Below are 22818 nucleotides of genomic sequence, written 5' to 3' on the forward strand. Positions count from 1 at the left end.
TGGCCCGAATGGCCCCGTGTTGGGGCGTGGTGCACGGTGATGGATCAGACACCCTTCTATGACCGGCCGCTTGGCCCCGTTGCCCATGACTGCTCGAAGATCAGCGTGGTCCGTGATGCAGACGGTGCAACTGCCCCGCGAGTTGTAACAGCCGATAGCCCGCGTTTGTGCGGGCGCCGTTCGCCGGTGCGATCCCTCAAGCCACCACCAGTGGGGCCAGCCAAGATAGAAGGGCTGCTCGCCAGCGCTCGCGATCCGAGTTCCAGCTCATGGTGTGATCTGCCTCGAAGGCCTCAAGGTCAACGATGTCGGGACGCAGCGCCCTGATGCGGGTCGAGACGTCGAGCGGCGATGACGTGTCGAGGGTTCCGTGAAGAATCAGTGTCGGCACCGTCAACTCTCCGGCGCGCGCAATCCAATCAAAGCTACGCAGACCGACGGGGTTGGCGAGACCAATATTTCGAGCCAATAGCCGGACGTCAAGCCAAGGTATGGCGAGTGCGCCGGTCCATGCGGGTAGCCCCGATCGCGCGCAGTTGGACCTAATCGTCGAGACCCAGTCGAGGACAGGCGACTCGAGCACGAGCCCCACAACGATGCCGCGGAACTCGTGCTCGACGGCGAGCTGTAGTGCAATGGCCGCGCCCATCGACCACCCAAAGAGGATGACGTCGCGTGCGCCGTTCTCGCGAGCGAAGCGCACAGCCGCGCGCACATCATCGACCTCAGCGGCGCCGAGCTCGGACCTCCCCGTCCCAACGATGGGCCCCTCACCGTCGTTCCGATATGTCACAACGAGCGACGTTAACTCGGCATCCGATGCGACTTGAACGCCACGAAGCGTTCCGGCGCGCGGACTACCGAGACCGTGGATATGGATTGTCCACGTGGACGAGAGGGTGCCTCTAGGAGTAATGAGCCAAGCGGGTGCATGGCCTACTCCCGTCGGTATTTCGACATCTTTGGCCTCCAGGCCGGCATCCTGAGGACCTGAGAAGTAGATGCCACTCCAGGACGCTCGCTCGCCGGCAGCCAAACCTTCCCCCTTCTCCCCCCGCACCTCGCGGCCGACGAGTCCCGGCCCGCGGTCCTCGACGTCGTGCGACAGCCGAGCCCAGCCGCCGTTCTCGAGGATGAGGCAGTAGAGTCCGGGCGCTGCGGTGGCCGGCGTTCGGTCGAGGACGACGATGGGACGCTCCCCCGAGCTGTCCACGCCTCGAATGGTGAGGTCGTAGCTTCGCCCACCTGCGGGGGCGGTCAATCGCCTCGCGATCACCAGTCCGAGCCCTCCGAGGGCCATGCCGACGGCGGCCACCGCTGCAGCCACCGCCCAACCGGCCCTCATCGCTGTTGCCCGTCACTGGCTGGAGCCGGTGCAGCGATGGGTGCTGAGTCGGTCGATCCCGCTCCGAGCAGGTGACGTTCGGCGCGCTCCACGAGTTGCCTGTTCCGGTCGCTCACCTCAAACGACACCCGCGTGTCAATCATCGCGTCGCGGATCTCGACGACCTGGCGATGGAGAAATGTCTCGGGCTTGTCGGCGTAGAAGGGAACGTGCTCGTTATGGCTGATCCCCGGCCGCACCCTCGTTGCTTCGGCCCAGATTGGTCGGAGCTCGTCGACAAGCGTCCGGGTCTGCCTTTCGCGAGCGCGCGTCTGCAGGGTACGGGAGACAGGCTGGCCGGCGAACCCGAGGCAGAGGAAGAAGATCGTTAGCAGAAGCATTGGCCCATACGCGACTGAGATGGCCGCCATCAACTCCAGATTGCTGGCCAAATGGGCGACGTCCATGGTGATGACGACAACGCTGAGAACGACCCCAAAGATGCTTCCGACAAGCAGAGAAGCAGGGGGTAGCCGCTGGACACCCGTGCTGCTTCGGAGCTGCCGAGCAGCGAGTGCTGCCATAGCGGTCAGAACGATTCCACAGTAGGTAAATTGGATCATCGAGTAGGCGGCGGCGGCTGGTTGCTCACCGAGGTCAAGCATGAAGTTGGTCGTGGTGCCGCCACGATCGATGAGAAGGAACGCAATGACTGCGGCGATGAGTGCGACCACGAGCACGAACCGGCTCAGCACAAGTCGGACGGCCCAGGGTTGATGCTCGGAGGCTTTCATCGCTGCCCGACCAAGGAAGAAGACGCCGAGCATCAACGCAACATCCGCCCCTAGGGTCACCGCGTTGGTACCGCCAGCGAGCTGATCGAGCGCCCGATAGACCGGGTCGTTGTTCAGCGTCATCGCGAGCGCGATCGTCAGAGCGGCATAGGTGATGTTGCGCTCGGCACGACCCCGCCGCAGGATCAGCAAGCTCGCAACGAGCAGCCACATGAGGACGGAGACGAGGAGGGAAATCATCCGAAGATCTCCAAGTACCGAGAGCGGTGCATTGCCGATCCTCGGATCGCTGCCGCGAAACGATCGGCGAGCGTCTCCGCCATGACTTCCTCAATGGTGTCCAGATCTTGACGTCTGAGCAGCCGTCGCCGGGTATTCGGCGGGATGTCGGGCAGCAGGAATTCTGGGGCGTCGGGATCGTCACCGAAATCGTGGCCGAGGATCATGTGCGCCAGTTCGTGCAGCACGAACTGCTGCCGATGCAGTGCTGACTCACTGTGCGCGTGAAGCACCAAATCTTCGCCAGGCGTCATGAGCCAAACGGCGCACAAGCCGTCGTGATCGCCGAGGTCCGCAAGTTCGACTATGCGCAGTCGACGCTGCCGACGCTGCTCAACGGCGCCGATGAGCTGGTCAAAAGTGAAGGCCTCTCCGAGTGAGAGTCCGTCGAATGCCGCCGACGCGCTCACTTCGTTGTTCACTGCCTCGTCACCACCCTTCCTACGTGTGTGTGGCCCCAGGGTCCTCGGCGTGGTCGCGTTCTGCTGGCAATGTCTGCGAGATTTCCGCATCCAGGAATCTGCTGATTGCTTGGAGCGCGTTCGGAGAGATGTCTCCGAGAGTGCGTGCTGCATATGTCTTCACGCGCGCCGCGCGCATGGCACGCACCAAATCGAGTTGAGCGCTCACCTTGTCAGGGGTCTCGACGCCGGCTTCTCCAGCGAGGAACTCGGGGTCAACGTCGAAGAACACGGCGAGGCCCTCGAAGAGTGGACCGTCTTGCACGTAACGGTGGCCGTTCACCATGTATGTCCAACGCGACCGCGACAAGTTCAGGTCGCGCTCCTGCAGGAACGCGGCAATCTGGGTGAACGTCGGCTCACTGCCCGTCTCGGCGACCGCGACATCGAGCAGTAGCCGCAGACGCTTCGCGAGGTCCTCCGCAGCGGTCTTGCTCTCGATTTCGGTCATCGGCATAACCCTTCACCCCCGGGCTGGGCAACACGTTTCGACTCACGGATGCCCGGGTCGTTGAGAGTGCTCAATTTACTCGTTGAGCATGGTCAATTCAAGGGTTGCGCATGCTCAAATCGGATGGTAAAAAATCATCTATAGGAAATTGAGCATGCTCAATGCCGTTCCATCTCGCCGAGCGAACTGGCACGGCGAGGCGCACCTCTGTGTCAGCCACGCCCGCACGCGCGTGGCAGTCACTCGGGAAGGTGATCTATGTGTCAACGAAACCGCACTCGCCACAAGACGGGGATGCGAAGCTCACCGAGCTTCACGAACGGCTGGTCGCCTCGGTCGAGGCCCTGGTCACGGGGAACGATTGGAAACTCGCGCTCGAGTTCGCCGCCCACTTCCGAACACGGTCCTTCAACAACGCGCTCCTGATCCGGGCACAGCATGCCGCCGCGTACGAACGCGGGCTCATCCAGAATGCGCTCCCAAGCTACGTCGCCGGATTCAAGCAGTGGCAGGAGCTCGGGCGGCACGTAGTGGCCGGTCAAAAGGGCTACATGATCCTCGCGCCTCTAACGGCCCGCTTCGCAACCGCCTCCCCCGCTGACGCTGGATCGTGGCGGAGGCTCAACCGAAATGAGCGGCCTCGCTCCGGTGAAGTTGTGCGCCAGCGGATGGTCGGCGTGCGGCCGGCATACGTGTGGGATGTCTCGCAGACCGATGGGTCGCCGATCCCTGAACGTCCCGCCCCGATTCTGCTCCGCGGCGAGGCGCCCAGAGGTCTCTGGGACGGGCTCGCTGTAGTCGTCCAGGACGCAGGCTTTACCCTCTCGCCCGCACCGAATGCCGCCGCGCTTGGCGGAGCGAACGGACGGACAGATTTCGGGGGCCGAACGGTCTCGGTGCGAGCCGATATGGATGCCGCGGCCCGCGTGAAGACTCTGGCGCACGAACTCGCACACATCCACATGCACGCACCTGACGACGAAACGCTGTCGCATCGAGGGATCCGCGAGGTCGAAGCCGAGTCGGTCGCACTGATGATCGGCGCGGCACACGGGATGGATACGAGCGACTACACGATTCCGTACGTGTCCTCCTGGGCGAGCTCGGTGGCGGACAAAACGGCAATAGAGGTCGTCCAGGAGACGGGCGAACGCGCGCGTCGGACGGCCATGGTAATCCTCGACCAACTTCAGACAGACCAGATTGAACCGGGTGATTCTCTGGCGTTCAATCGGTCGAAACCGACCCCAAACCTCACCGCCGCCGTGACGGCCCCACCCGACCTGCCTGCGGGGCGACTCTCCGCCCGGAGCCTCTGATGGGCATCACCGAGGTGCTCCTCGCCACGAACCGGCTACCGTTGCCGGCCGCCGCGCTCGCCTTCGCCCGAGCTGGCATTGCGGTCTTCCCTTGCGCGGTGGCCGGCAAGCACCCTCTCACCCCAGCGGGCTTCCACGACGCAAGCTGCGACATCAACCAGGTAGGCGCTTGGTGGGTTCGATGGCCTCGTGCGAACATCGGGATGCCGACGGGCAGCAGTTCGGGCATCGACGTAATCGACATCGACGTAACGGATGCTGCCTCAGGCTTCACCGCTTTCGCGCGTGCCAGCACCGCTGGACTCATTGACGGTGAGATAGCCCGGGTGCGCACTCCGTCCCAGGGAATGCACGTCTACTTCCCTGCGCTCGCGACCCGACCCCAGCGCTGCTGGCAGGCTGCAACCGCGCATATCGACTTCCGTGGGACCGGCGGTTATGTCGTCGTGCCTCCCTCGATCCTGGTGACGCGAAACGGGCGAGTCAGCTACCGCCTTGACTCGCTGTCCGGTGTGGGCGCCAGGCCGGTCGACGCCGGCGCCCTTCGCAGATTCATCGACCCGCGGGCGGCTCAAGCCGCGTCGCGACCGGCGGAAGCCGCGTCGCCCGAGCCGAGCCGATTCGCGCAATGGGTGAGCAAGCTGCAGGAGGGCGAGCGGAACAGTGGGCTGTTCTGGGCGGCCTGCCGACTTACCGAAGCGGGGTTCACCCCCGCGGCCGTCGAAGCGGTGTTAGCACCGGCCGCTCAAACCGCCGGTCTACCAGAGCACGAGATCACCGCGACGATCAGCTCCGCGAGCCGACGGGCCGCTGCGGGGCCATCCGGAGTCCCAACCGGCAGTCCGAGAACGCACGAGTACGACCGGACACTTTCTGGAAGCAGACGAGGTGACGCGCCTTGCCTGTAGTGAAGAAACATCCGTCAAACGGCTGGAACTGGTTTCAGGAACGCTTCGTCACTCCTGCTGTTCAGACAACCGACGTGAGGGAGTGAGAAAGCGATGGATGAAGACAACTTCGAAGAGTCACGACGTGCAGGAAGCGTCGATGCCAGCGGGGAGATGCACCCGCCGCATCCGGTGCGCACCGAGACGTCGCCGAGCGCAGTGACGCCAGGAGGCAGCACCTCGGGTCTCCGAACGGGCTTCCTGCCGGAGAATCCGGCCTCCCATCCCGGCATCGTCTGGGTTCGCGCCTCGGATCTGCTGAGCACCGGCACCGGGCGTATCGCCGGCCGCGGCATTGATTTCGAGGCCGAGCTCGCGAGGCGGGTGCGGCGGACACCTGCCACCACTCGTCGCGCGATAAGTGAACGCGCCGACCGACTACCTCCCCTCTCCGAATTCGGGACATTGCCCAAGCATCCCCCGTTCTCCCGGTACGGGCTCGGACGGCGGTGACCCATGAACATCCTGTTGAGCACGGCAACACACACCAATCCGAGGGGAGGTGCCGTGATGAAATGGACCGCACACCGGGATAAAGGTTCGACGGCATTCCGTGACTCTGAGGGCCTGCGAAAGGTTCTCGCCAGACTTCAAGCAGATGGCGGCGCCAGCTGGCGCACGGACCCGGAGGCATCCGAACTCATGCAGTTCGCTGCCAAGCGGTACGCGGGCCTGGCACGCAAGCACCATCTGGATCCGTGGGAGGCGGCCGCAGCCGCGTACGATGCGATGCGGGCGCCGTCGACCCTGCGCGCCGACGACCCGTGGGCCATCGTCACCCGAGCAGTGCAAGTGACCTGCATCGCGGAGGAACGCGCCCAGGGGCTCCTGTGCTCGGTACACCAGGCGCGCCGACCTAAAGTCTCGAGCTTCCACGACGCCGAACGCTTCAGTGATCGCGAGCACCCCCTGCCGGACTATCACCCAGCGTTCAGCACCAATCCGGTCGACGAACAGACCTATACGCCGCCGCTGGACGAGGTGCAGTCCGCGGTCGAGGACGCGATTCTGTTGTTCACCCTGCTCGACTGGCCGTCAGACCGCGCTCGGGATGGCGTTGAGTACATCTGCGGTCGGCTTGCGGATGCGCCATCGCGCGCCTCCGCCTACGAGACTCTGCGGCGAGACTACGCAGCCCGCGCGCTCCTCGACGTTCCACAGCAGGCTTGGATGGCGATGATCCGAGCGCTCTTGGGATGCGGCAACCCGCTTCAGGCGCACACCGCGGCCGGCCGAGGCATCCTGCTTCGTTTGCTCATTGGAGAGCCACTTCGCGCCCTCCTCCGCGATGATGACCTGGTCTCAGACATCGTCGCAAACGCCCCGGGAGTGCGGGTATGACCAGCACCCCGGGGCACATCGAGCTGGAGCGGTCGATCGACTCCATCCGAATCGGATCGCGGCATCGCACCGACCTCGGCGACATCGACGCGCTCGCAGCATCGATCGAAAAGCAGGGTCTCCTGCAGCCGATCACGGTGACACCCGACGGCACTCTGGTCTGCGGCGCGCGTCGCCTGGCCGCGCTTCGGCAGCTCGGGGTTCGCAAGCTCAATGTCTGGGTTCGTTCCGGCATCTCGGACAGACTTACCCAGCTACTCGCGGAGCAGGACGACAACGCGCTCCACGAGTCGCTGAGCCCGACCGACGCGGCCACGTTGTATCGAGAAGTGAAGATGCTTTTGGCCGAGGACGCGCAGCGCCGACAAGAAGCATCACGATTCGGCTCGGCGCAGGAAAAGTCGAGGTCAGCCGGTGCTGCCACCGTGGCAGCACCGTTGACGTCTCTCGATGGCTATTCCCGCGCCCAGGCGGCGCTTCTGGTCACCGGGCGACGCTCGTACACGACGCTCGAGAAGATCGGTGTCCTGCAGCAGATCGCGGCCGACGAGAGTCTCGACGAGACGCTCCGCAGCCGTGCGAGCGTCGAGCTTGATTTGATCCACGGTGGAGGCTCGGTCACGGCTGCCCATCGCCGAATGAGTACTCAGCTCGCCGTCTCCGAACTCGAGCGGATGGCTGCAGATACCACTCAGCCCGAGGGCATCCGTCAAGCGTCGTTGGTGGGTGCTGCACGGGTTCACGCCGCCCAGCGAACAACAACGGAGACCGAGCTCGAGCGGCTGGCTCAAGAAGCGCTCGCCCGCGCCAAGACAGCTACTCGGGCCAAGAACGCCAGATCGGCGAGCTCCCCGACTACGAAGCTGCCCGCCCGTTCGTTCGTCTACCTCTGGAATGATCTGCGCGAGTGGTGGCTTCGCTACGACTACGCCGAAATCGCTTCCGAACTCACCGACGAGCAGTGGGAACAGGTCGAAGAGACCCTCGCCGGCACAATTGCTTTCGCTGAGCGGCTGCGCTCGCTGCGTGACGACTCCGTCAGTGTGGCGCAGGTCTCGGCTACCAGTTCCAGGTGACGGACCTCATCACGCTGACCCTGAGGAGTCCCAATGCAGTTCATTCACCGGCACCGTCTGGTCCTCGCGATCGTATGCAGCGGCATCGCCCTGGCCTTGCTCGTCACCATCGGCGTGTACGGGCTGCTGCGCGGACCGGTGAATGCGAGTCAGCCGGAGCGGCGGGCACCTGAAGCATCCGTATCATCGACGTCGACATCGCTCCCCGATCAACCGCGGCCGGTTCTTGTGACCACCAACGCGGAGCTGTTTGCCAGCAGCGTCGCGGCTGCCCTGTTCACGTGGGACACGCGTCATGAAGGTGACCTCTCAGAGTGGGTGCAGGTGCTGGTCGACGTCGCCGATGCGGATGAAGCAGCCGCAGTGGCGTCGGATGTTCGCGGCTACCTTCCCAGCACCGAGATGTGGGGGCAGATCAGCGCGTACGGAACTCGGCAGTGGTTCGAGCGCGAGTCCATAGTGGTTCCAGATGCGTGGTCGACCGCGCTGGAACAAGCGGCATCGGGGCAGATTCCACGGGGTGCCGCGGCATTCACGGTAGTGGGATCCCGCCATCGAGCGGGCACGTGGGACACGGAGGTCATTCGCACGGAGCGGAGGGTGGCGTTCACTCTCTTCGTGGTGTGCCCTGGCCAGGAGTCGTGCAGGCTTCTTCGGCTCTCCCAACTCGACCGACCCCTGGAGTGAGACCGTGCGATGAAGAAGGTCATCGGGCTCCTCCTCGTCGCTGTGCTCGCCAGCCCGCTGGCCGGCTTGGTCGGCGTGGCCGCGCTTATGAATCCTGCTGCGATCTCGTGCGGATCGGTATCGGGATCGCTCGCCGTGAGCAGCGTCCCCGACTCACTCACCGCCCAGACTCGGGATGGCCGCTCGCTCACCCTGAACTCGCGGCAGCTGACCCACGCTGCAACGATCATCACTATCGGATCGCAGACGGCCGGCGTCGGTCGCGATGGAGTGCTCATCGCAATAATGGCCGCGCTCACGGAGTCGACGCTTCGCATGCTCGCCAACACCGGCGCGTATCCGGAGTCCGCAGACTTTCCGAACGACGGGGTCGGCTCCGATCACGATTCCCTGGGCCTTTTCCAGATGCGCCCGGTATCGGGTTGGGGTACGGTCGCCGAGCTCATGGACCCAGCACATCAGGCACGGGCGTTCTTCGGCGGCCCCTCGGGCCCCAATGCAGGATCACCACGCGGGCTGTTGGACATCGCTGGCTGGCAACTGCTCGACCCGGGCGCGGCCGCGCAAGCCGTCGAAGTCAGCGCCTATCCGGACCGCTACCAAAACTTTCGGCCCGTCGCCGAGTCGATTATCACCGCGCTGACTCGGGCGCAATCTGCGAGCCCTGCCGGTGCCCCACCGATCGTGCCCGAAACTGCGAGCGTCGTGTTCCCGCTTCCCGCCGGCTCATATACGAGTACGGACAGCTTTGGGTGGCGGACCGATCCTTACAGCGGCGCCCGGGCGTTCCACTCGGGCAGCGACCTCGCGGCGCCTGCGGGCACACCGATCCTCGCGGCGGCCGACGGTATCGTCAGCTTTGCCGGGCAGCGGGGCACATACGGCGGCCTGATCACCATCGACCACACGATTGACGGCGAGCGCATCACCTCGTACTACGCCCACATGTACGACGACGGCATCCACGTCGCGACAGGCGACAGCGTGGCTGCGGGCCAACACATCGGAGACGTCGGTTCCGCGGGCAAGTCAACCGGCCCGCACCTTCACCTCGAGATCCGTCCGGGCGGGGCCGGCCAGACACCCGTCAATGCTGTGGAGTGGCTCAACAAGCACCGCGCTACCGGCCTTGCCGGTGCAGAGGTCGCCACGGCCGGATGCAGACCAGGAAAGGCGCAATGAGATGGACATCTTCCCCGACTTCGGCGCCGTCGGCGGCGCTGCGGAATTGCAGAGTATCGTCGGCGCGCTGCTGACATTCGTGCTCATCATGGCTGTGCTCATGATGATCATCAGCGGGGTCACCTGGGCTCTCGCCTCGGCGAACGGGAATTTCCAGACCGCCACCCGGGCCCGTGTCGGACTGTTTGTAGCATGCGGCGCAGCGGCCCTTGCGGGTGGCGGCGTCGCCTGGGTCAACTTCCTGCTCGACGTCGGCTCAACGCTATGACGGCCAGATTCCCGGTCGCCGGGAAATCGAAGGGACCTCTACGGCTGCCCCGTGTTCTGTCTTACTTGCTCCGGAGTGCGAGCAGGAGATGGCGCGAGAAGGCCGCTATTCCTGGCGATACAGGACATTTTGAAGATTCACGACGTTAGGCGATTCCTCACCTTGGAAATATCCGCCCTCAGAGCTCTTGACGCGAATTCCCAGTTCCAATCAGGACTGTTAGGGACGTATGCCCATTGTTCATCTAGGTAGGAAAGGATTATCTCAGCTCGGTCAACCCTTTGACGAAGGTCATAGGCATCGCGCACACTGACCCGGACGGCGTCGTCCAAGATCGAGATGTCAACCGAGACGGCGTCCAAGTAGGTGAACTTGTCGATGAGAGTTTTGTAGCTATAGGCGCCCACGGTCGTGATGCGAAATACTTCGTCGGGCGCCGCTTTGCCGTACTTTCGAGTCGAGTCCAAGAGTCGGAAGCGGAGAGCATAGTCGAGGCAGTCCGCGACCTCTAGCGCCTCGTACCCTAGGGACTGTAAGTAGCGGTAAATCTCGCTTGCCGGAACATAACCGTGTTCGGTATCAAGGTCGCCAGCCTTCTGAATGTGTGCGAGACAAAGAGGCAAAACGAAATGTTCCTTGGGGTCCCGGCGGGTAAGGCGGAACAGATTCGGAACCGGTGATGAGTCCGGGTCGTAGTACCTGTTGTCCCCGAACATAATGGACCGTAGGAACTCGTGGTCAGGAATGGTGTACCGACCAGAACGCCTTTGCACTTCTATGATTTTCTGGGTGTTGATGTGGCCGCTGCCAACGAAGTCCGTGACGAATTGAAGAGCCAGGCGCATGTTGCCCCCAGCCAAATTGTCAACCAAACGGACGAACGGGTCATTTGCTTTGAGGTTGTCGGAGAGCGTCTCAAGAAAAAGCTCCAATGTCTCGCTGTCCACTTGAATCCCCGCTGGAAAGGAATTCAGACGCCCAGAATCGCGCAATTGCTTCAGAGCAAAATCGATGCGGAGCCGCAGCATCACATCGGTACGCGGAGGCGAAATCGTGAAAACCCGCGGGTGATAGCCGGAAATAGCCCCCTCTCTCTCCGACGTATAGAAAGTCTCCGGACGGAGTGCGACGAAAACAGTCGCAGGCCAGGTGCGAGCGAGTTCATTCGCAATGAGGAAGACCTCGTTCTGGTCCTGGCTGCTGCGCTGGTCAACGTTGTCCAGGAATATGACCACCTGGCGGCGCCATGATGATCGAATCCATTCAAAGGCTTTGCGTAGGTAGTTGGATCTATCTCCAAGCTCCCGCTGTAGGAACTGAATACGCGCCTTCTGATAAGCCACGTTGTCGATGTCTTTGAGATAGCCCTCCGGGGACTCCTCGAACAGACGAAGCTCATCCTTGAGTGCTCTTTCCGCGAATTTCAAGCCCATAACGTTGGTCTCGTACTTGTCGCGGAGCTGATTGACGCAAGCGTCCAAGACATGTTCCGAAAGCGATTTCAGAGTCGAGGAAGCTCCAAAATCGACATAGAGGCTAATGCTCTCCCCGAGCACTTCCTTGGCATCAACGTGAATGAGGCGTTCGATGAAGGTGCTCTTGCCGGAACCAACGTCTCCGAGAAGAATGACCGGCCTGTTGGATAGCGCCGCCTGCATCACATCGGCAGTGAACCCTGCCGTCACGCCTTTTCGACCACTGGCTTCATGAACGGAGGCGCTACCAGCCTCAGACAATAACTCATACCGGGTAGACAAAATTTGCCTGCTAACTTCGGCATATTGCGAGAGAGCCCCGCTCGCCGCGTAGCACTCGCGGAGGAAGTCCTCTTGCAAACCTTCAAGATCTTCCAAATCGCCTAGAAAGAGGTCGCTAAGAATCTGGAGTCCGGTCTGAAGATCATTTCTGCGTTGGCTGCCAGGGTAATCATTGAGCCTGAACGCCAAAGGGTCGGGAGGAAAAGGCACCGAAGATTGCAGTGTTTGGTGCAGCACTCGGTTGGCAACACCGTCCGGGGACAGGTTGTTCCAAAGTACAAGGAGATCATCCAGGAGCGCTCCGACGCTCGAAAAAACCAGCGCTCGTCCTTGCAATGGAGCCAAGCCATCAGTTCGAGAAGCGAAGAACACGACCAACTGGTACCCGTTGAAGGCGCACGCAATTGGGACGCCCCTTTCCTGGGCATAGCGGGAGGCCTGCTCGAGAGCTTTCTGCAAATTCCGTCCGGCAGCTGAGCCGGAGACGAGTGCGGGGATAGACACCACGGCGGATGTCGCACCATGCGGTAATTCAAAGTTGACACCGACTCTTTTTGCTTCTAGGACGAATTGGGCTCCCGCGCTTCCAACGCAGTAATCCATATAGCCGCTCTCCGTGTGCAGTTCATTCTGAACGGCGGAGCTTGGCCACTGAAGTACATCCGTGATCAGCGTGTTTATGATCCTGAACCGCGTATCGGCTTCGTTTGAATCATCGGTGCGTGCCTGCTCAATTATCGGCACCAAGGCCGTCATCGCAAGAAACGCTTGGTCAAAGTTTTCCATAATCTGAACGGTACCTGAGAGCGGTGAATCATCCCGGTCCAAATCGTCCGCGATTCGCCTCGGCCCAACAGTCCGCAGCCTCAGCGACATAATTTGCATGAGATATGCGACCAGATGGCCAAGTTGAATGGTCTTGCGGACTCAACTCAATCCACTAACCAGCGATCACCCCGCTAATGCCATCGAGATTCGCCCCAGGCGCCCCAGGCCCGCCGAACCGCACTCGACGAGCTGCGTACACGGGGGATGTCGTGCGCTCCTGTCTGTCGTACGCATCAAACGACCGAGGGAGCCAACTGTGATCGACATCAATCCGAACGGCACGGGGCTTCCCGGCATCGAACAGTTACGAATCATCGTCGGTGCGGTGATGACCGTCGGCCTCATCCTGAGCGTGCTCGCCTTGATCATCTCGGCGATTGTTTGGGGCTTCGGAGCCAACTCCTCCAACCCGCACCTTGCATCCCGAGGCAAGCTCGGCGTGCTCGTATCGTGTGGCGCCGCGATCATCGCCGGTGCGTCAGTCACCCTGGTCAACTTTTTCTGGAACGTCGGCCAAGCCGTCTGACCCCGATTCCTAAGTGAGCGGGGTCCTCCGATGAGCGTGTGCGATGTGCCGGTGATCGCGGAGGTCTGCGACACCGCCGGGGAAGGCGCCGCGTCGCTGGTCGCGGCGCCGTTTGAGTGGCTCGCGAACACGATGGGCGCCGCCGCTGCCTGGCTCTTCGAATCCGTCTGGGCAGCCTTCGATACGACCACACTCGTAGACCTCACCGATCCGGCATACATCGACGTCTACAACGTGCTCTTTGGCGTTGCTGTCTTCGTCACCCTGGTGTTCTTCTGCCTGCAACTCCTCACCGGGCTCGTTCACCGCGACCCAACGGCGCTTTCCCGAGCCGCGATCGGTGCCGCCAAGTCGGTGCTCGGATCGTTCGTGATCATCACCATCACAGGACTGCTCCTGGAGATCACCGATCAGTTGACGATCGGGATCGTCCACGCGAGCGGCAACACGATGGAGGGCATGGGCAACCGCATCGCTCTTCTACCTGCGGGACTCGCCGCACTCAACGTCGGCGCCCCCGGCGTCGGAGCGATCGTGACGATCTTCCTGTCCGCACTCGCGATCAGCGCCGCGGCGATCGTCTGGTTCTCGCTCCTGATCCGCAAGGCACTCTTGCTAGTGGCGATCGTCTTTGGACCGATAGCGCTGGCGGGCGCGACCTGGGATGCCGCCAAGGGCTGGTTCACGAAATGGGTTGCGTTCGTGATCGCCCTTATCCTGTCGAAGCTAGTGCTCGTCGTGATCTTTCTGGTAGCGGTCGCGCAGGTCGCGGCACCGATCGACGCGGATCTGGCATCCGTCAGCGATCCGATCGCGGGGATCGTATTGATGTTCATCGCCGCATTCGCTCCGTACATCACGTACAAGTTCCTGAGCTTTGTTGGGCTCGATATTCATCACGCCATGTCGACCGAGCAGGAGGCGAAGTCGGCCATGAACCGGCCCGTCCCGGTACCGAACACACCGATGGCGGAAGGCGCCAAGAAGATTCTTGGGCCGAGCGGCGACGGCGGGAGTGGGCCAACGGCGCAAGGCGGTCTGGCACCGAAGACCGCACCGACCGGCGGTGGACCTGGCCCCACGTCAGCCTCGAACGTGGGCACATCTGCCGAGGGCGGCTCCGCCGGCGCGGGCGCAGGAGCAGGGGTCGCCACCGCGGGTGTCGCGGCGAGCGCGACCGTCGCCACGGCCGCCGCTAAGGCTGGCCCGAAGGTCGGTAGTGCGATCGGGCAAACGGCAGACGCTCACATGCAGTCCACCGGTGAGTCGGCCCTGCCGAGCGCCTCTCCCCCGGCACCCAGGCCACCGCGACCAAGGCCGCCCGCGTCGGCACCGGACTCTGCCTCCCCAACACTCTGATCAGCAAAGAAGGACGTGTAGTCATGGACACCGACAAGGACCGCGCCGAGTACCAACTCGCGCCGGTGCAGTTCTCACGACTGACCAAGCGGGGCATCCTTCTCGGTCTCTCAATTCCGCAACTCGTTGCCCTGTCAATCGGGACGCTCACCATCGTCACCGCGCTCTACACGGCGGGCGCCGCCGGCGTTGCGTGGACGAGCCCTATTTGGGGCTTCGCGGTAGTGATTGCCAGTATTCCGATTGGCGGCCGAAAGATCGTCGAATGGGTGCCGATAGTCAGTCGGTGGGTATGGCGTTCTGCCCATGAGCAGCTGACCTATCGGCGCCAAATCGTGCGCCCGCGTCCGATCGGGACCCTGTCGCTTCCGGGCGACGCGGCCGCGCTGCGCGAGTGGAATGATCCCGAGTCAGGGGCGGTCATGATTCACGACCCGCATGCGAAGACCCTTACCGCGGTCGTGGCGGTGTCGCACCCGGCATTCGCGCTGCTGGACCCTGGCGAGCAGCATCGGAGAGTGGCGGGGTGGGGGCGGGTGCTAGCCGGCGCGTGCAAGTCGGGGCGAATCGCGCGGCTGCAGGTGTCGGAGCGCACCCTGCCTGATTCCGGCACCGGCCTGGCCGATTGGTGGGAGCGGCACGGCATCAACGACGACAGCTGGGCCGCATCCACTTACCGGGATCTCATCGAACGTGCCGGGCCTGCCGGTGAACGCCACGCGACGACGATCGCGCTTTCCCTCGACCTCACTGCGGCTTCCCGTCAAATCCGCACGCAGGGCGGTGGGATGCGCGGCGCGGCGACGGTGCTCCGCCAGGAAATGACAGCCCTGACCCAGGCTCTTCGAGCAGCGGACCTCACTGTCGGCGGTTGGTTGACCGCTGACGAGCTCGCGATGACCCTGCGGACTGCTTACGACCCCGCCGTCGGCGTCGACCTGGAACGCCATCCCGACATCGGCCGCGCACTTGACACCGCCGGCCCGGTCTCCGTCGCCGAGAGCTGGGATCGTCTCCGCACCGACAGAGCCTTCCACGCGGTGCTGTGGATCAGCGAATGGCCCAGATCACAGGTATTCCCCGGCTTCCTGCTGCCTCTCGTCTTCACCAACGGCATCCTTCGAACCGTATCTCTGCACTACCTGCCCGTCCGCGCGGATCAGGCAGCGCGCGACCTCCGCAAGAAGAAGACCGAGCTCATCAGCGACGCCCACCAGCGCAGGCGTATCGGTCAGATAGAGGATGCCGGCGCTACGGCGGAGTACGAGGACCTGATGCATCAGGAGGCAGACCTCACGGCCGGTCACGGCGTTCTGCGCGCGACCGGTCTCGTGTGCGTGACCGCGCCTACCGTCGACGAGCTTGATGCCGCTGTGGCGTCGATTGAGCAAGCCGCCATCCAGAGCTCGTGCGAAACGCGACGGCTTGTTGGCCAGCAAGCCCAGGCCTTTACCGCTGCGGCTCTGCCCCTGCGTCGCAGCGTGTGAGCAGTGCGCACCTGTCCTTCAAAGCATCCCCGATTGGAGCCGACATGTTCTACACACACCCGAACACACCAGCCTCCCGATGGATCAGCGTCACGTTCCTGCAGGGAGCCGAAGCCGATGAGGTGCTCGGCATGATCGACCGCAACGGAGCTGCCGTGGCAATCGAGTACCTGCAGCAATGGGACTACGGCGAGGAGACAACCGATGCCGCGCTCGAAAACGGGTACGTCTACGACGGCATCCCGGCTGGATCGACCGACAGAACCATCGAGAGCGACGGCTCGACCTACGCATTGACGTACAGCACGACGTTCGGTTACGTATCGCTGTTGCGTCAGCATCCGGCCGATTCAGAATCAGAACTCGTCCCGGCGTCCAGGGCGTCAGCCATACAGACTGCTCGAGCGCATCCGGACGTTGCCGACCCATGGGTCGCCTCACGCGACCGGTCAGCAAGTCGCGTAGGGCACAGGGTGGCATTGTGAACAATGCGGGGGTGAATGAGCGGCTACACACGACGACGCTGGTCGAGCCGCACGGCGAGGTGCACCGCGACCGTCGAGCTCGCCGGCGAGCTGCCGCGAAGATCGAAGCGGATGCTCAGAAGGCGAAGCATCTCGAGGCGCGCACGCGATGGCTCGCCGAGCGCGACGAGGCACGATCGGGGGCCTACCTTTCCGCCGCCGGTGATTCGGGTTCCGCACAACTGCGGATGCCCGGACGCCTACGGCTTCCCAAGCACCAGGACACCTCCGCGACGCTCTCCGGCCACTACCCATTTCTCGCTGAGGCCGGACTCGGATCGGCTGGCGTCTTCGTCGGGCAGGACCTCTATTCGGGTGGCTCCTTCGTCTACGACCCCTGGGTGCTCTACCAACGTGGGATGATCACCGCTCCGAACATCGTCCTCGCCGGCATCGTCGGCTCCGGCAAGTCCTCGCTGGCGAAGTCGCTCTACACACGCTCACTCCCCTTCGGCCGACGCGTCTACGTTCCTGGGGACCCGAAGGGCGAGCACACCGCCGTCGCCGAGGCCGTCGGCGGCAAGGCAATCATCCTTGGCCATGGCCTACGCAACCGATTGAATCCGCTCGATGAGGGGCACCGGGCGGCATCCGCATCGGATGCCGAGTGGTCGGCACAGCTGGCCTCGCGGCGCCGTGACCTGATCGGCGCACTCGCCGAGACCGTGCTTGATAGAACCCTCAGTCCGCTCGAGCACGCGGCCATCGACCTCGCACTGGCGGATACCGTTCGGAGCGCAGAAGTGCCGATCCTGCCGATGGTGGTGGATCGCATCCTCGCCCCGAACCCCGAGGACGACGAGGGCCGGCTTGCGGAGGATGGACGCCTCGTCGGCCATGCGCTGCGTCGCCTGGTTGCCGGGGACCTCGCCGGACTCTTCGACGGACCGTCCACTGTGCGCTTCGACCCCTCCCTGCCCATGGTCTCCCTCGATCTGTCCCGCGTGGCCGAGAACTCCACGCTTATCTCCGTGCTGATGACCTGCTCATCTGCATGGATGGAGTCCGCGCTCGCCGACCCGGCCGGCGGCCAGCGGTGGGTCATCTACGACGAGGCATGGCGGCTCATGGCGTATCCGGCCCTCTTGCGACGAATGGATGCCCAGTGGCGTCTGGCCCGGCACTTCGGTATTGCGAACATGCTCGTCTTCCACAAGCTCAGCGACCTCGACAACGTCGGCGACTCGGGATCCGCGATGCGCGCGCTCGCGTCGTCACTGCTGGCGAACGCGGAGACTCGCATCGTCTACCGCCAGGAACCGGACCAGCTCGGATCCACGGCAAGCGCACTCGGGCTCAGCCGAACCGAGCAGAAGTTACTCCCCGCACTGGGCACTGGACAGGGCCTCTGGCGAATCAAGGATCGCAGCTTCGTTGTGCAGCACCAGCTGCACCCCGATGAGCTCGAGACTTTCGACACGACCGCCCGAATGACCTCAGGTCAGTAACCGAGATGCGTGACCCCGAGCGCACCATTTATTCAGAGCGAGGAGGCCTTGTAATGGCCGAGAGCATGATTGAAGAGCGAGAAGCGAGGATGACCCTCGCGGCACTGTCCGAGCCGGGCGACCTCATCACGGGAACATTGGTCTCAAGGCTCGGCGCAGCGGAGACAGTGAGACTCATCACCTCAGGCGTTCGACTTCCGAACGGCGTCGACCCCGCTGAGGGTGAGCTGTGGCGACGACGTTTGGCCCCGCGAATCAACCCTGGTCAAATCGAACGGATCCAGGCCGATATGGAGCGCCACAAGTTGAGACTGCTGACACCGGAGGACATCGACTGGCCCGGCGAACTGCAACAGCTCAGCACGAGTGCCCCGATCGCGCTCTGGCTCAAGGGCGACCCAAGTCGACTCTCGGTTCCTCTCCCCGGTCGAGTCGCTATCGTCGGCGCTCGAGCCGCGACGGCCTATGGCAGCCAAGTGGCGACCGAACTCGCCTCCGACCTCGCCTCGCAGGGCCGCGTAATCCTGTCCGGAGGCGCCTACGGCATCGACGGATCAGCACATCGAGCAGCCACCGCCACCCATCCCGGTTCTACGGTCGCCGTGCTCGCCGGAGGGCTCGACCGGGGCTACCCGGTCGGCCACGAGCAACTCTTCGAGCGCATTGAACAGAGCGGCGGACTGCTCGTGAGCGAGCTGCCGCCCGGCTCCACCCCCACTCGGTGGCGTTTCCTCCAACGGAACCGGATTCTGGCGGCCCTCTCTGCCGCAACGGTCATCGTTGAGGCGGGACATCGATCCGGCTCGCTGAACGTCGCCGGGCAGGCTCACTCACTTGGTCGGCCGGTCGGCGCCGTTCCTGGACCGGTGACGAGCCCGGCAAGCGCAGGATGCCACCGGCTGGTCCAGGAGGGAATCGCAAGCCTCGTCATCGACGCGCAGGATGTCACAGACCTGCTGGACTCCACGGCCGGCTTCTCAGGTGACCGGACGTTCGCGTACTCGCCCACGCGACGGTTCAGCCGGACTGGTCCGGATCTCCGGTTCTAACCGATCTCCCCGGAACGGAAAGAATCGATGAGCACGCCACGATCGCAGGCCACGCTCGGCGACGAGCTGGCCAACCTCGGCATCGGGATCCTGATCGGTGTGTCCGCGTTTGCCCTACTGCTCCGCGCCTCGGGTGCTGTCGCAGCGTGGGCGACGAGAAGGGCCCAACCAGCCGGCGGGCCCGAAGCCGGACTCGCCGTGCTCCTCAACCCAGGCAACCCGTCGGCGGCCCTGCAAGCACCAGGCCTGAACCCGTTCGCGTACTGGCTCACGTCGATCGTGCTGCTCGGTCTCGCAGTGGCTGCGGTCATCTGGTTGTGGCGGATGTTCAGGGGCACGGGCCGCGCAGTCAAAGTCGACCCGCACCGGATCCCCGGCATCGCAACCCGCGCCGAAGTAACCCGAGCCGCATCGCACCAGGCGCTCCTGAAGCGAGCGGCGCACCTTCGTCCTTCCCTCACGAGCGCCGCCCCCAGTGAGGTCGGTTATCGAATCGGCCGATCCCGTAACACCACTGTCTGGGCGAGCGTCGAGGACTCGATCCTGGTTATCGGCCCGCCGCGCTCGGGAAAGGGGGCGCACATCGTGATCAACGCCATCCTCGACGCGCCCGGCCCCGTCGTGACCACCTCCACACGCCCCGATAACCTCACCACCACGCTGCGCGCACGGCAACGACTGGGGCCCGTGGCGGTGTTCGATCCCCAGCAGCTTGCGCCGGGCATTCCGGTGGGACTTCGTTGGTCGCCGATCCGCGGCTGCGAGGACCCGCTCACGGCGATGATCCGCGCGGCGGGGCTGGCAGCCGGAACCGGACTGGCCGCAGGCGGCGTAGATGGTGGCGGGTTTTGGGAGGCCAAGACCCGCACGGCCCTTCAATCCCTCCTCCATGCGGCGGCGCTCGACGGGTGCTCGCCAGCCGAGCTCTTCCGCTGGACCCTCGACCCTGCGGCAGCCCACGATGCGGTCTCCATCCTGCTGAGCACCCCAGCAGCGGCGACCGGCTGGGGCGACTCCCTGCAAGCCATGCTCGAGGCCGATCCCAGGACCCGCGACTCCATCTGGCAGGGAGTCTCCCTCTCGTTGGGTGCATTGGCTGACCCCCGAGTACTGGATGCCGTCTCACCGAGCGAGGGCGAGGAGTTCGACCCGGAAGGATTCTTGCGGAGCAACGGGACTCTGTACCTTCTGGCAACCGGCGCAGGCTCGAACAACTCCGCCGCACTCGTATCAGCGCTCGTCGAGGACCTCGTCGAGACCGCCCGCCGCATCGCCGCACGAAGCGCGGGTGCGAGACTCGACCCGCCCCTGCTGCTCGCCCTCGACGAGATCGGTAACCTCGCGCCACTCCCCTCCCTCCCTACCCTGATGGCGGAGGGCGGAGGCACCGGCATCACAACCATGCCGGTGCTGCAGTCACTCGCGCAGGCACGCACGAAGTGGAGCGACAACGCAGCCGGCACCATTTGGGACTCATCGATCGTCAAGATCGTGCTTGGCGGAGCATCCAATTCTCGAGATCTGCAGGACCTCTCGACGCTCATCGGCGACCGCGACGAGTCGACAGACTCGACGACGATCGGCGATCGCGGTTCACGCTCAGCACAACGCTCGATCCGCCGCGTCGCGATTATGCCGCCGGACACGATCCGCACTCTCCCGTTCGGCACGGGCCTGATCATGCTCCGAGCTGCACCGCCCGTCGTCGCCAGCCTGAGGATGTGGACCGCACGCCCCGACGCCAAGGAGCTGCGAGAGGAGCGGGCGGACATCGAAGCGTTGATGCGCGCGCCGACTCATCACCGGCCTGCGGACCACCCGGTCAGCCAGACCGAGTGATGGCAGAGCACTCTTGACACTTTTACCCGCCACCTGACATTCACCGGCACGGTGACCGACTCTGAGCTGGCCACAGTCCCAACTGGTGACACCATGTACCTGCGTGCCGCCGGTACGCCGGGGTCCAATTACGATCCACGGCACCCCACGTACGCGGGACAAAGTATTGATCAACGGGCATTTCTACTAGGGCGACTGTCGGCGTATGCAAAACTGAACTCACAACTCGGGGGGACCATTTGTCGCACGGCAAGCAACGCACAATTTACTTCTTTGACGCAATTGTTCTGGATCAGAAGAACAACGTGAAGGAATACGAGGCCGGATTCTGGGAGTCTCTATTCATCCACCTCGCAGGTCTCGACGAAGACATACGACGCACAGAGATTCGAACTCGGAAGTACGAGGGGGAAGTGAGGGCGGAGAGATCACCCGCGTTGTCCTACCTCTACATCGGCAAGCTGCGCCCCGGTTCGGATTGGCCGGACATCAGGGATAGCCACGGTGTCCACGCATCGCTGGCGTCGACCGGCGTCATCGGAGCACTGATTGAACCCGCATATCTGTTGCCAATCAGTGGAACTAACTATTTAGCAGTCCTCCGATCGTCGAGCGGACCCACCTTCTCTGCAATCACTGAGTGGCTCAACCACGCAGCTGGCTTCGTGGGCACTGACGACCGTCTGGAACTCCGCCCGTATGCCCGCCACGACCAGCTTGAGCGGCTGGCACGGGCCCAGGGAGCGACCCGTATTCATCTGAAGGTGGATCCGGACGCCCTCCATAACGGCCCCGCGACAAGCGAGGTGGGGCGGGCTATGCAGAGCGTACAGAATCTTGGAGCCGGCGGTGTGTCCGTTGAAATGATCGTCAGCTACGGGAATAGCATTCCAGACGAAGCCGGCGCTGAAGCACTTGCGGAAGGTGTCAGAGATCTCGTTGAGTCCGGTGCTTTTAAGACTGCCAAAGCGACTCTCTTGGTTGGCGAGCCGGGTGGGCACCTCGCGAAGGACAGCATCGACTTCACTCTCGACCGTGTCACCCTGACAGAGGAGATTGGCGACTCCGAGGATGAGGAACCGCTACCCGCTGTCATACTGAGCGCGATGTCGGAGGCCATCCGTAGGTTCAGAGAGAAGCTCTAGGGAAGGGTCCAGCAATGAGTGGTCGCAGGATGAATGTCGTAGACAACCCTTGGGCGATCAATGCCGTGTGTGCCCTACTGGTGACTATTCACGCGGTCACGACTGGACTGGGTAAGGTCCCCAACGTCTGGAAAGACTTTCTCGACGCTGACCGCGGGCTGCAAGCATCGATATATCTAGGACTCCTGGGCGGCGCGGCAATCGTTGCTGGTTTCGCTGGAGTTGTTGTTGTGTTCGGCTTATCGGCGACTTCAATCAGATTCCGCCAACTGCGAATCAGCGGAGGCAAGAGTCTTGCTGCCAATTGGGCCTCGACGAGTTCTTCTGGTCTTAGTGCCACGGGACTCTCGTTGCTTGCGTCGATCCTCGTTCCAACCGCCCTCCTATTCATTGCACCGTGGCTGTTTGAGCTAGCGATCCTCTTCATCGTGCATTCAAGTGTGCGTCTGATTTGGCTTCTGCGGAGCATAATCGAGGTCGTGCGGATAGATGACATTGCCATCATGAGAGAGTTCAACAAGAAGTCCTTAGCAGAGCTGCCGTGGCACGAATAGGCAGCGGCTCAGTCGACCCCAGTATTTCAATTCGCACAGTAGGCAAACCAGTTGCCCCGCCTCAACCCTACGTGTCAGGGTTGGGTGAGGCCAGCAGCTAACAGCAAGTCCGCCGCATGACGTAGGGCGAGAACCAGGAACCGATCCACCATGCCCAGCCCATCTTTGATCGC

At 63.4% G+C, this 22818-nt stretch carries 22 protein-coding genes; 17 read left to right on the forward strand and 5 right to left on the reverse strand.

Features of this window, described 5'->3' with window-relative positions; all coding sequences use genetic code 11:
- Positions 1-196: 196 nt before the first annotated feature.
- The 4 genes from E3T24_RS00085 to E3T24_RS00100 are packed head-to-tail and all read right to left on the reverse strand — an operon-like array spanning position 197 to position 3309.
- A complete protein-coding gene (locus tag E3T24_RS00085; RefSeq protein WP_241978571.1) occupies positions 197-1327 on the reverse strand; it encodes an alpha/beta hydrolase in 1131 nt (376 codons plus the stop codon).
- A 14-nt stretch (positions 1328-1341) separates the two neighbouring features.
- Positions 1342-2358 (reverse strand): DUF6545 domain-containing protein, encoded by a 1017-nt coding sequence (locus E3T24_RS00090; RefSeq protein ID WP_134434113.1) that lies wholly within the window; start codon positions 2356-2358, stop codon positions 1342-1344.
- Positions 2355-2819 (reverse strand): hypothetical protein, encoded by a 465-nt coding sequence (locus E3T24_RS00095; RefSeq protein WP_134434114.1) that lies wholly within the window; start codon positions 2817-2819, stop codon positions 2355-2357. Before E3T24_RS00095 ends, E3T24_RS00090 begins: the two co-directional genes overlap by 4 nt.
- A gap of 19 nt (positions 2820-2838) precedes the next feature.
- Positions 2839-3309: a hypothetical protein gene (locus E3T24_RS00100; RefSeq protein WP_134434115.1), complete on the reverse strand. Its 471-nt coding sequence runs from the start codon at positions 3307-3309 to the stop codon at positions 2839-2841.
- Positions 3310-3569: 260 nt separating this feature from the next.
- On the opposite strand from E3T24_RS00100, the gene E3T24_RS00105 reads away from it, so the two are divergent.
- From E3T24_RS00105 to E3T24_RS00140, 8 genes are all read left to right on the forward strand, one after another.
- The gene (locus tag E3T24_RS00105; RefSeq protein WP_134434116.1) at positions 3570-4628 is read left to right on the forward strand and encodes an ArdC-like ssDNA-binding domain-containing protein; all 1059 of its coding nucleotides are present in this window, start codon (positions 3570-3572) and stop codon (positions 4626-4628) included.
- Positions 4628-5536 (forward strand): bifunctional DNA primase/polymerase, encoded by a 909-nt coding sequence (locus tag E3T24_RS00110; protein ID WP_134434117.1) that lies wholly within the window; start codon positions 4628-4630, stop codon positions 5534-5536. The genes E3T24_RS00105 and E3T24_RS00110 overlap by 1 nt, the downstream gene beginning before the upstream one ends.
- 93 nt (positions 5537-5629) lie before the next feature.
- The gene (locus E3T24_RS00115) at positions 5630-6028 is read left to right on the forward strand and encodes a hypothetical protein (RefSeq protein WP_134434118.1); all 399 of its coding nucleotides are present in this window, start codon (positions 5630-5632) and stop codon (positions 6026-6028) included.
- 57 nt (positions 6029-6085) lie between these two features.
- Entirely contained in the window at positions 6086-6916 is an 831-nt protein-coding gene (locus tag E3T24_RS00120; RefSeq protein ID WP_134434119.1) for a hypothetical protein, read from the forward strand.
- Positions 6913-7992, forward strand: coding sequence for a ParB N-terminal domain-containing protein (locus E3T24_RS00125; RefSeq protein ID WP_134434120.1), 1080 nt, complete (start codon positions 6913-6915; stop codon positions 7990-7992). The genes E3T24_RS00120 and E3T24_RS00125 overlap by 4 nt, the downstream gene beginning before the upstream one ends.
- A gap of 33 nt (positions 7993-8025) precedes the next feature.
- On the forward strand, positions 8026-8679 hold the full coding sequence (locus E3T24_RS00130) for a hypothetical protein (RefSeq protein WP_134434121.1): 654 nt from the start codon (positions 8026-8028) through the stop codon (positions 8677-8679).
- 9 nt (positions 8680-8688) lie between these two features.
- Positions 8689-9861 (forward strand): M23 family metallopeptidase, encoded by a 1173-nt coding sequence (locus E3T24_RS00135; protein WP_134434122.1) that lies wholly within the window; start codon positions 8689-8691, stop codon positions 9859-9861.
- A gap of 1 nt (position 9862) precedes the next feature.
- Positions 9863-10129: a DUF6112 family protein gene (locus tag E3T24_RS00140; RefSeq protein ID WP_134434123.1), complete on the forward strand. Its 267-nt coding sequence runs from the start codon at positions 9863-9865 to the stop codon at positions 10127-10129.
- 137 nt (positions 10130-10266) lie between these two features.
- Here the strand turns inward: E3T24_RS00140 and E3T24_RS00145 are convergent, their stop codons facing one another.
- Positions 10267-12672 carry a hypothetical protein gene (locus tag E3T24_RS00145; RefSeq protein ID WP_134434124.1) on the reverse strand — a complete coding sequence of 802 codons (2406 nt, stop codon included), beginning with the start codon at positions 12670-12672 and terminating at the stop codon, positions 10267-10269.
- A gap of 298 nt (positions 12673-12970) precedes the next feature.
- On the opposite strand from E3T24_RS00145, the gene E3T24_RS00150 reads away from it, so the two are divergent.
- The 9 genes from E3T24_RS00150 to E3T24_RS00190 all read left to right on the forward strand — a co-directional run bounded on the left by E3T24_RS00150 (position 12971) and on the right by E3T24_RS00190 (position 22645).
- A complete protein-coding gene (locus E3T24_RS00150; RefSeq protein WP_134406187.1) occupies positions 12971-13240 on the forward strand; it encodes a DUF6112 family protein in 270 nt (89 codons plus the stop codon).
- A 30-nt stretch (positions 13241-13270) separates the two neighbouring features.
- Positions 13271-14599, forward strand: coding sequence for a conjugal transfer protein TrbL (locus E3T24_RS00155; protein WP_134434125.1), 1329 nt, complete (start codon positions 13271-13273; stop codon positions 14597-14599).
- A 23-nt stretch (positions 14600-14622) separates the two neighbouring features.
- The gene (locus E3T24_RS00160; protein WP_134434126.1) at positions 14623-16086 is read left to right on the forward strand and encodes an SCO6880 family protein; all 1464 of its coding nucleotides are present in this window, start codon (positions 14623-14625) and stop codon (positions 16084-16086) included.
- A 44-nt stretch (positions 16087-16130) separates the two neighbouring features.
- Positions 16131-16571, forward strand: coding sequence for a hypothetical protein (locus E3T24_RS00165; protein WP_134434127.1), 441 nt, complete (start codon positions 16131-16133; stop codon positions 16569-16571).
- Positions 16514-18058, forward strand: a complete 1545-nt coding sequence (locus E3T24_RS00170) for an ATP-binding protein (RefSeq protein ID WP_241978572.1) — start codon at positions 16514-16516, stop codon at positions 18056-18058. The genes E3T24_RS00165 and E3T24_RS00170 overlap by 58 nt, the downstream gene beginning before the upstream one ends.
- A gap of 89 nt (positions 18059-18147) precedes the next feature.
- A complete protein-coding gene (gene dprA, locus E3T24_RS00175; protein ID WP_241978573.1) occupies positions 18148-19107 on the forward strand; it encodes a DNA-processing protein DprA in 960 nt (319 codons plus the stop codon).
- Positions 19108-19134: 27 nt separating this feature from the next.
- Positions 19135-20946 (forward strand): TraM recognition domain-containing protein, encoded by a 1812-nt coding sequence (locus E3T24_RS00180; protein WP_134434130.1) that lies wholly within the window; start codon positions 19135-19137, stop codon positions 20944-20946.
- Between the two features lie 305 nt (positions 20947-21251).
- On the forward strand, positions 21252-22091 hold the full coding sequence (locus tag E3T24_RS00185) for a hypothetical protein (protein WP_134434131.1): 840 nt from the start codon (positions 21252-21254) through the stop codon (positions 22089-22091).
- Between the two features lie 14 nt (positions 22092-22105).
- Complete coding sequence (locus E3T24_RS00190) at positions 22106-22645, forward strand: hypothetical protein (protein WP_166789137.1); 540 nt, start codon at positions 22106-22108, stop codon at positions 22643-22645.
- The last annotated feature ends 173 nt before the right edge of the window (positions 22646-22818 follow it).

Source organism: Cryobacterium sp. TmT2-59, assembly GCF_004403545.1.
GTDB classification, from domain to species: domain Bacteria; phylum Actinomycetota; class Actinomycetes; order Actinomycetales; family Microbacteriaceae; genus Cryobacterium; species Cryobacterium shii.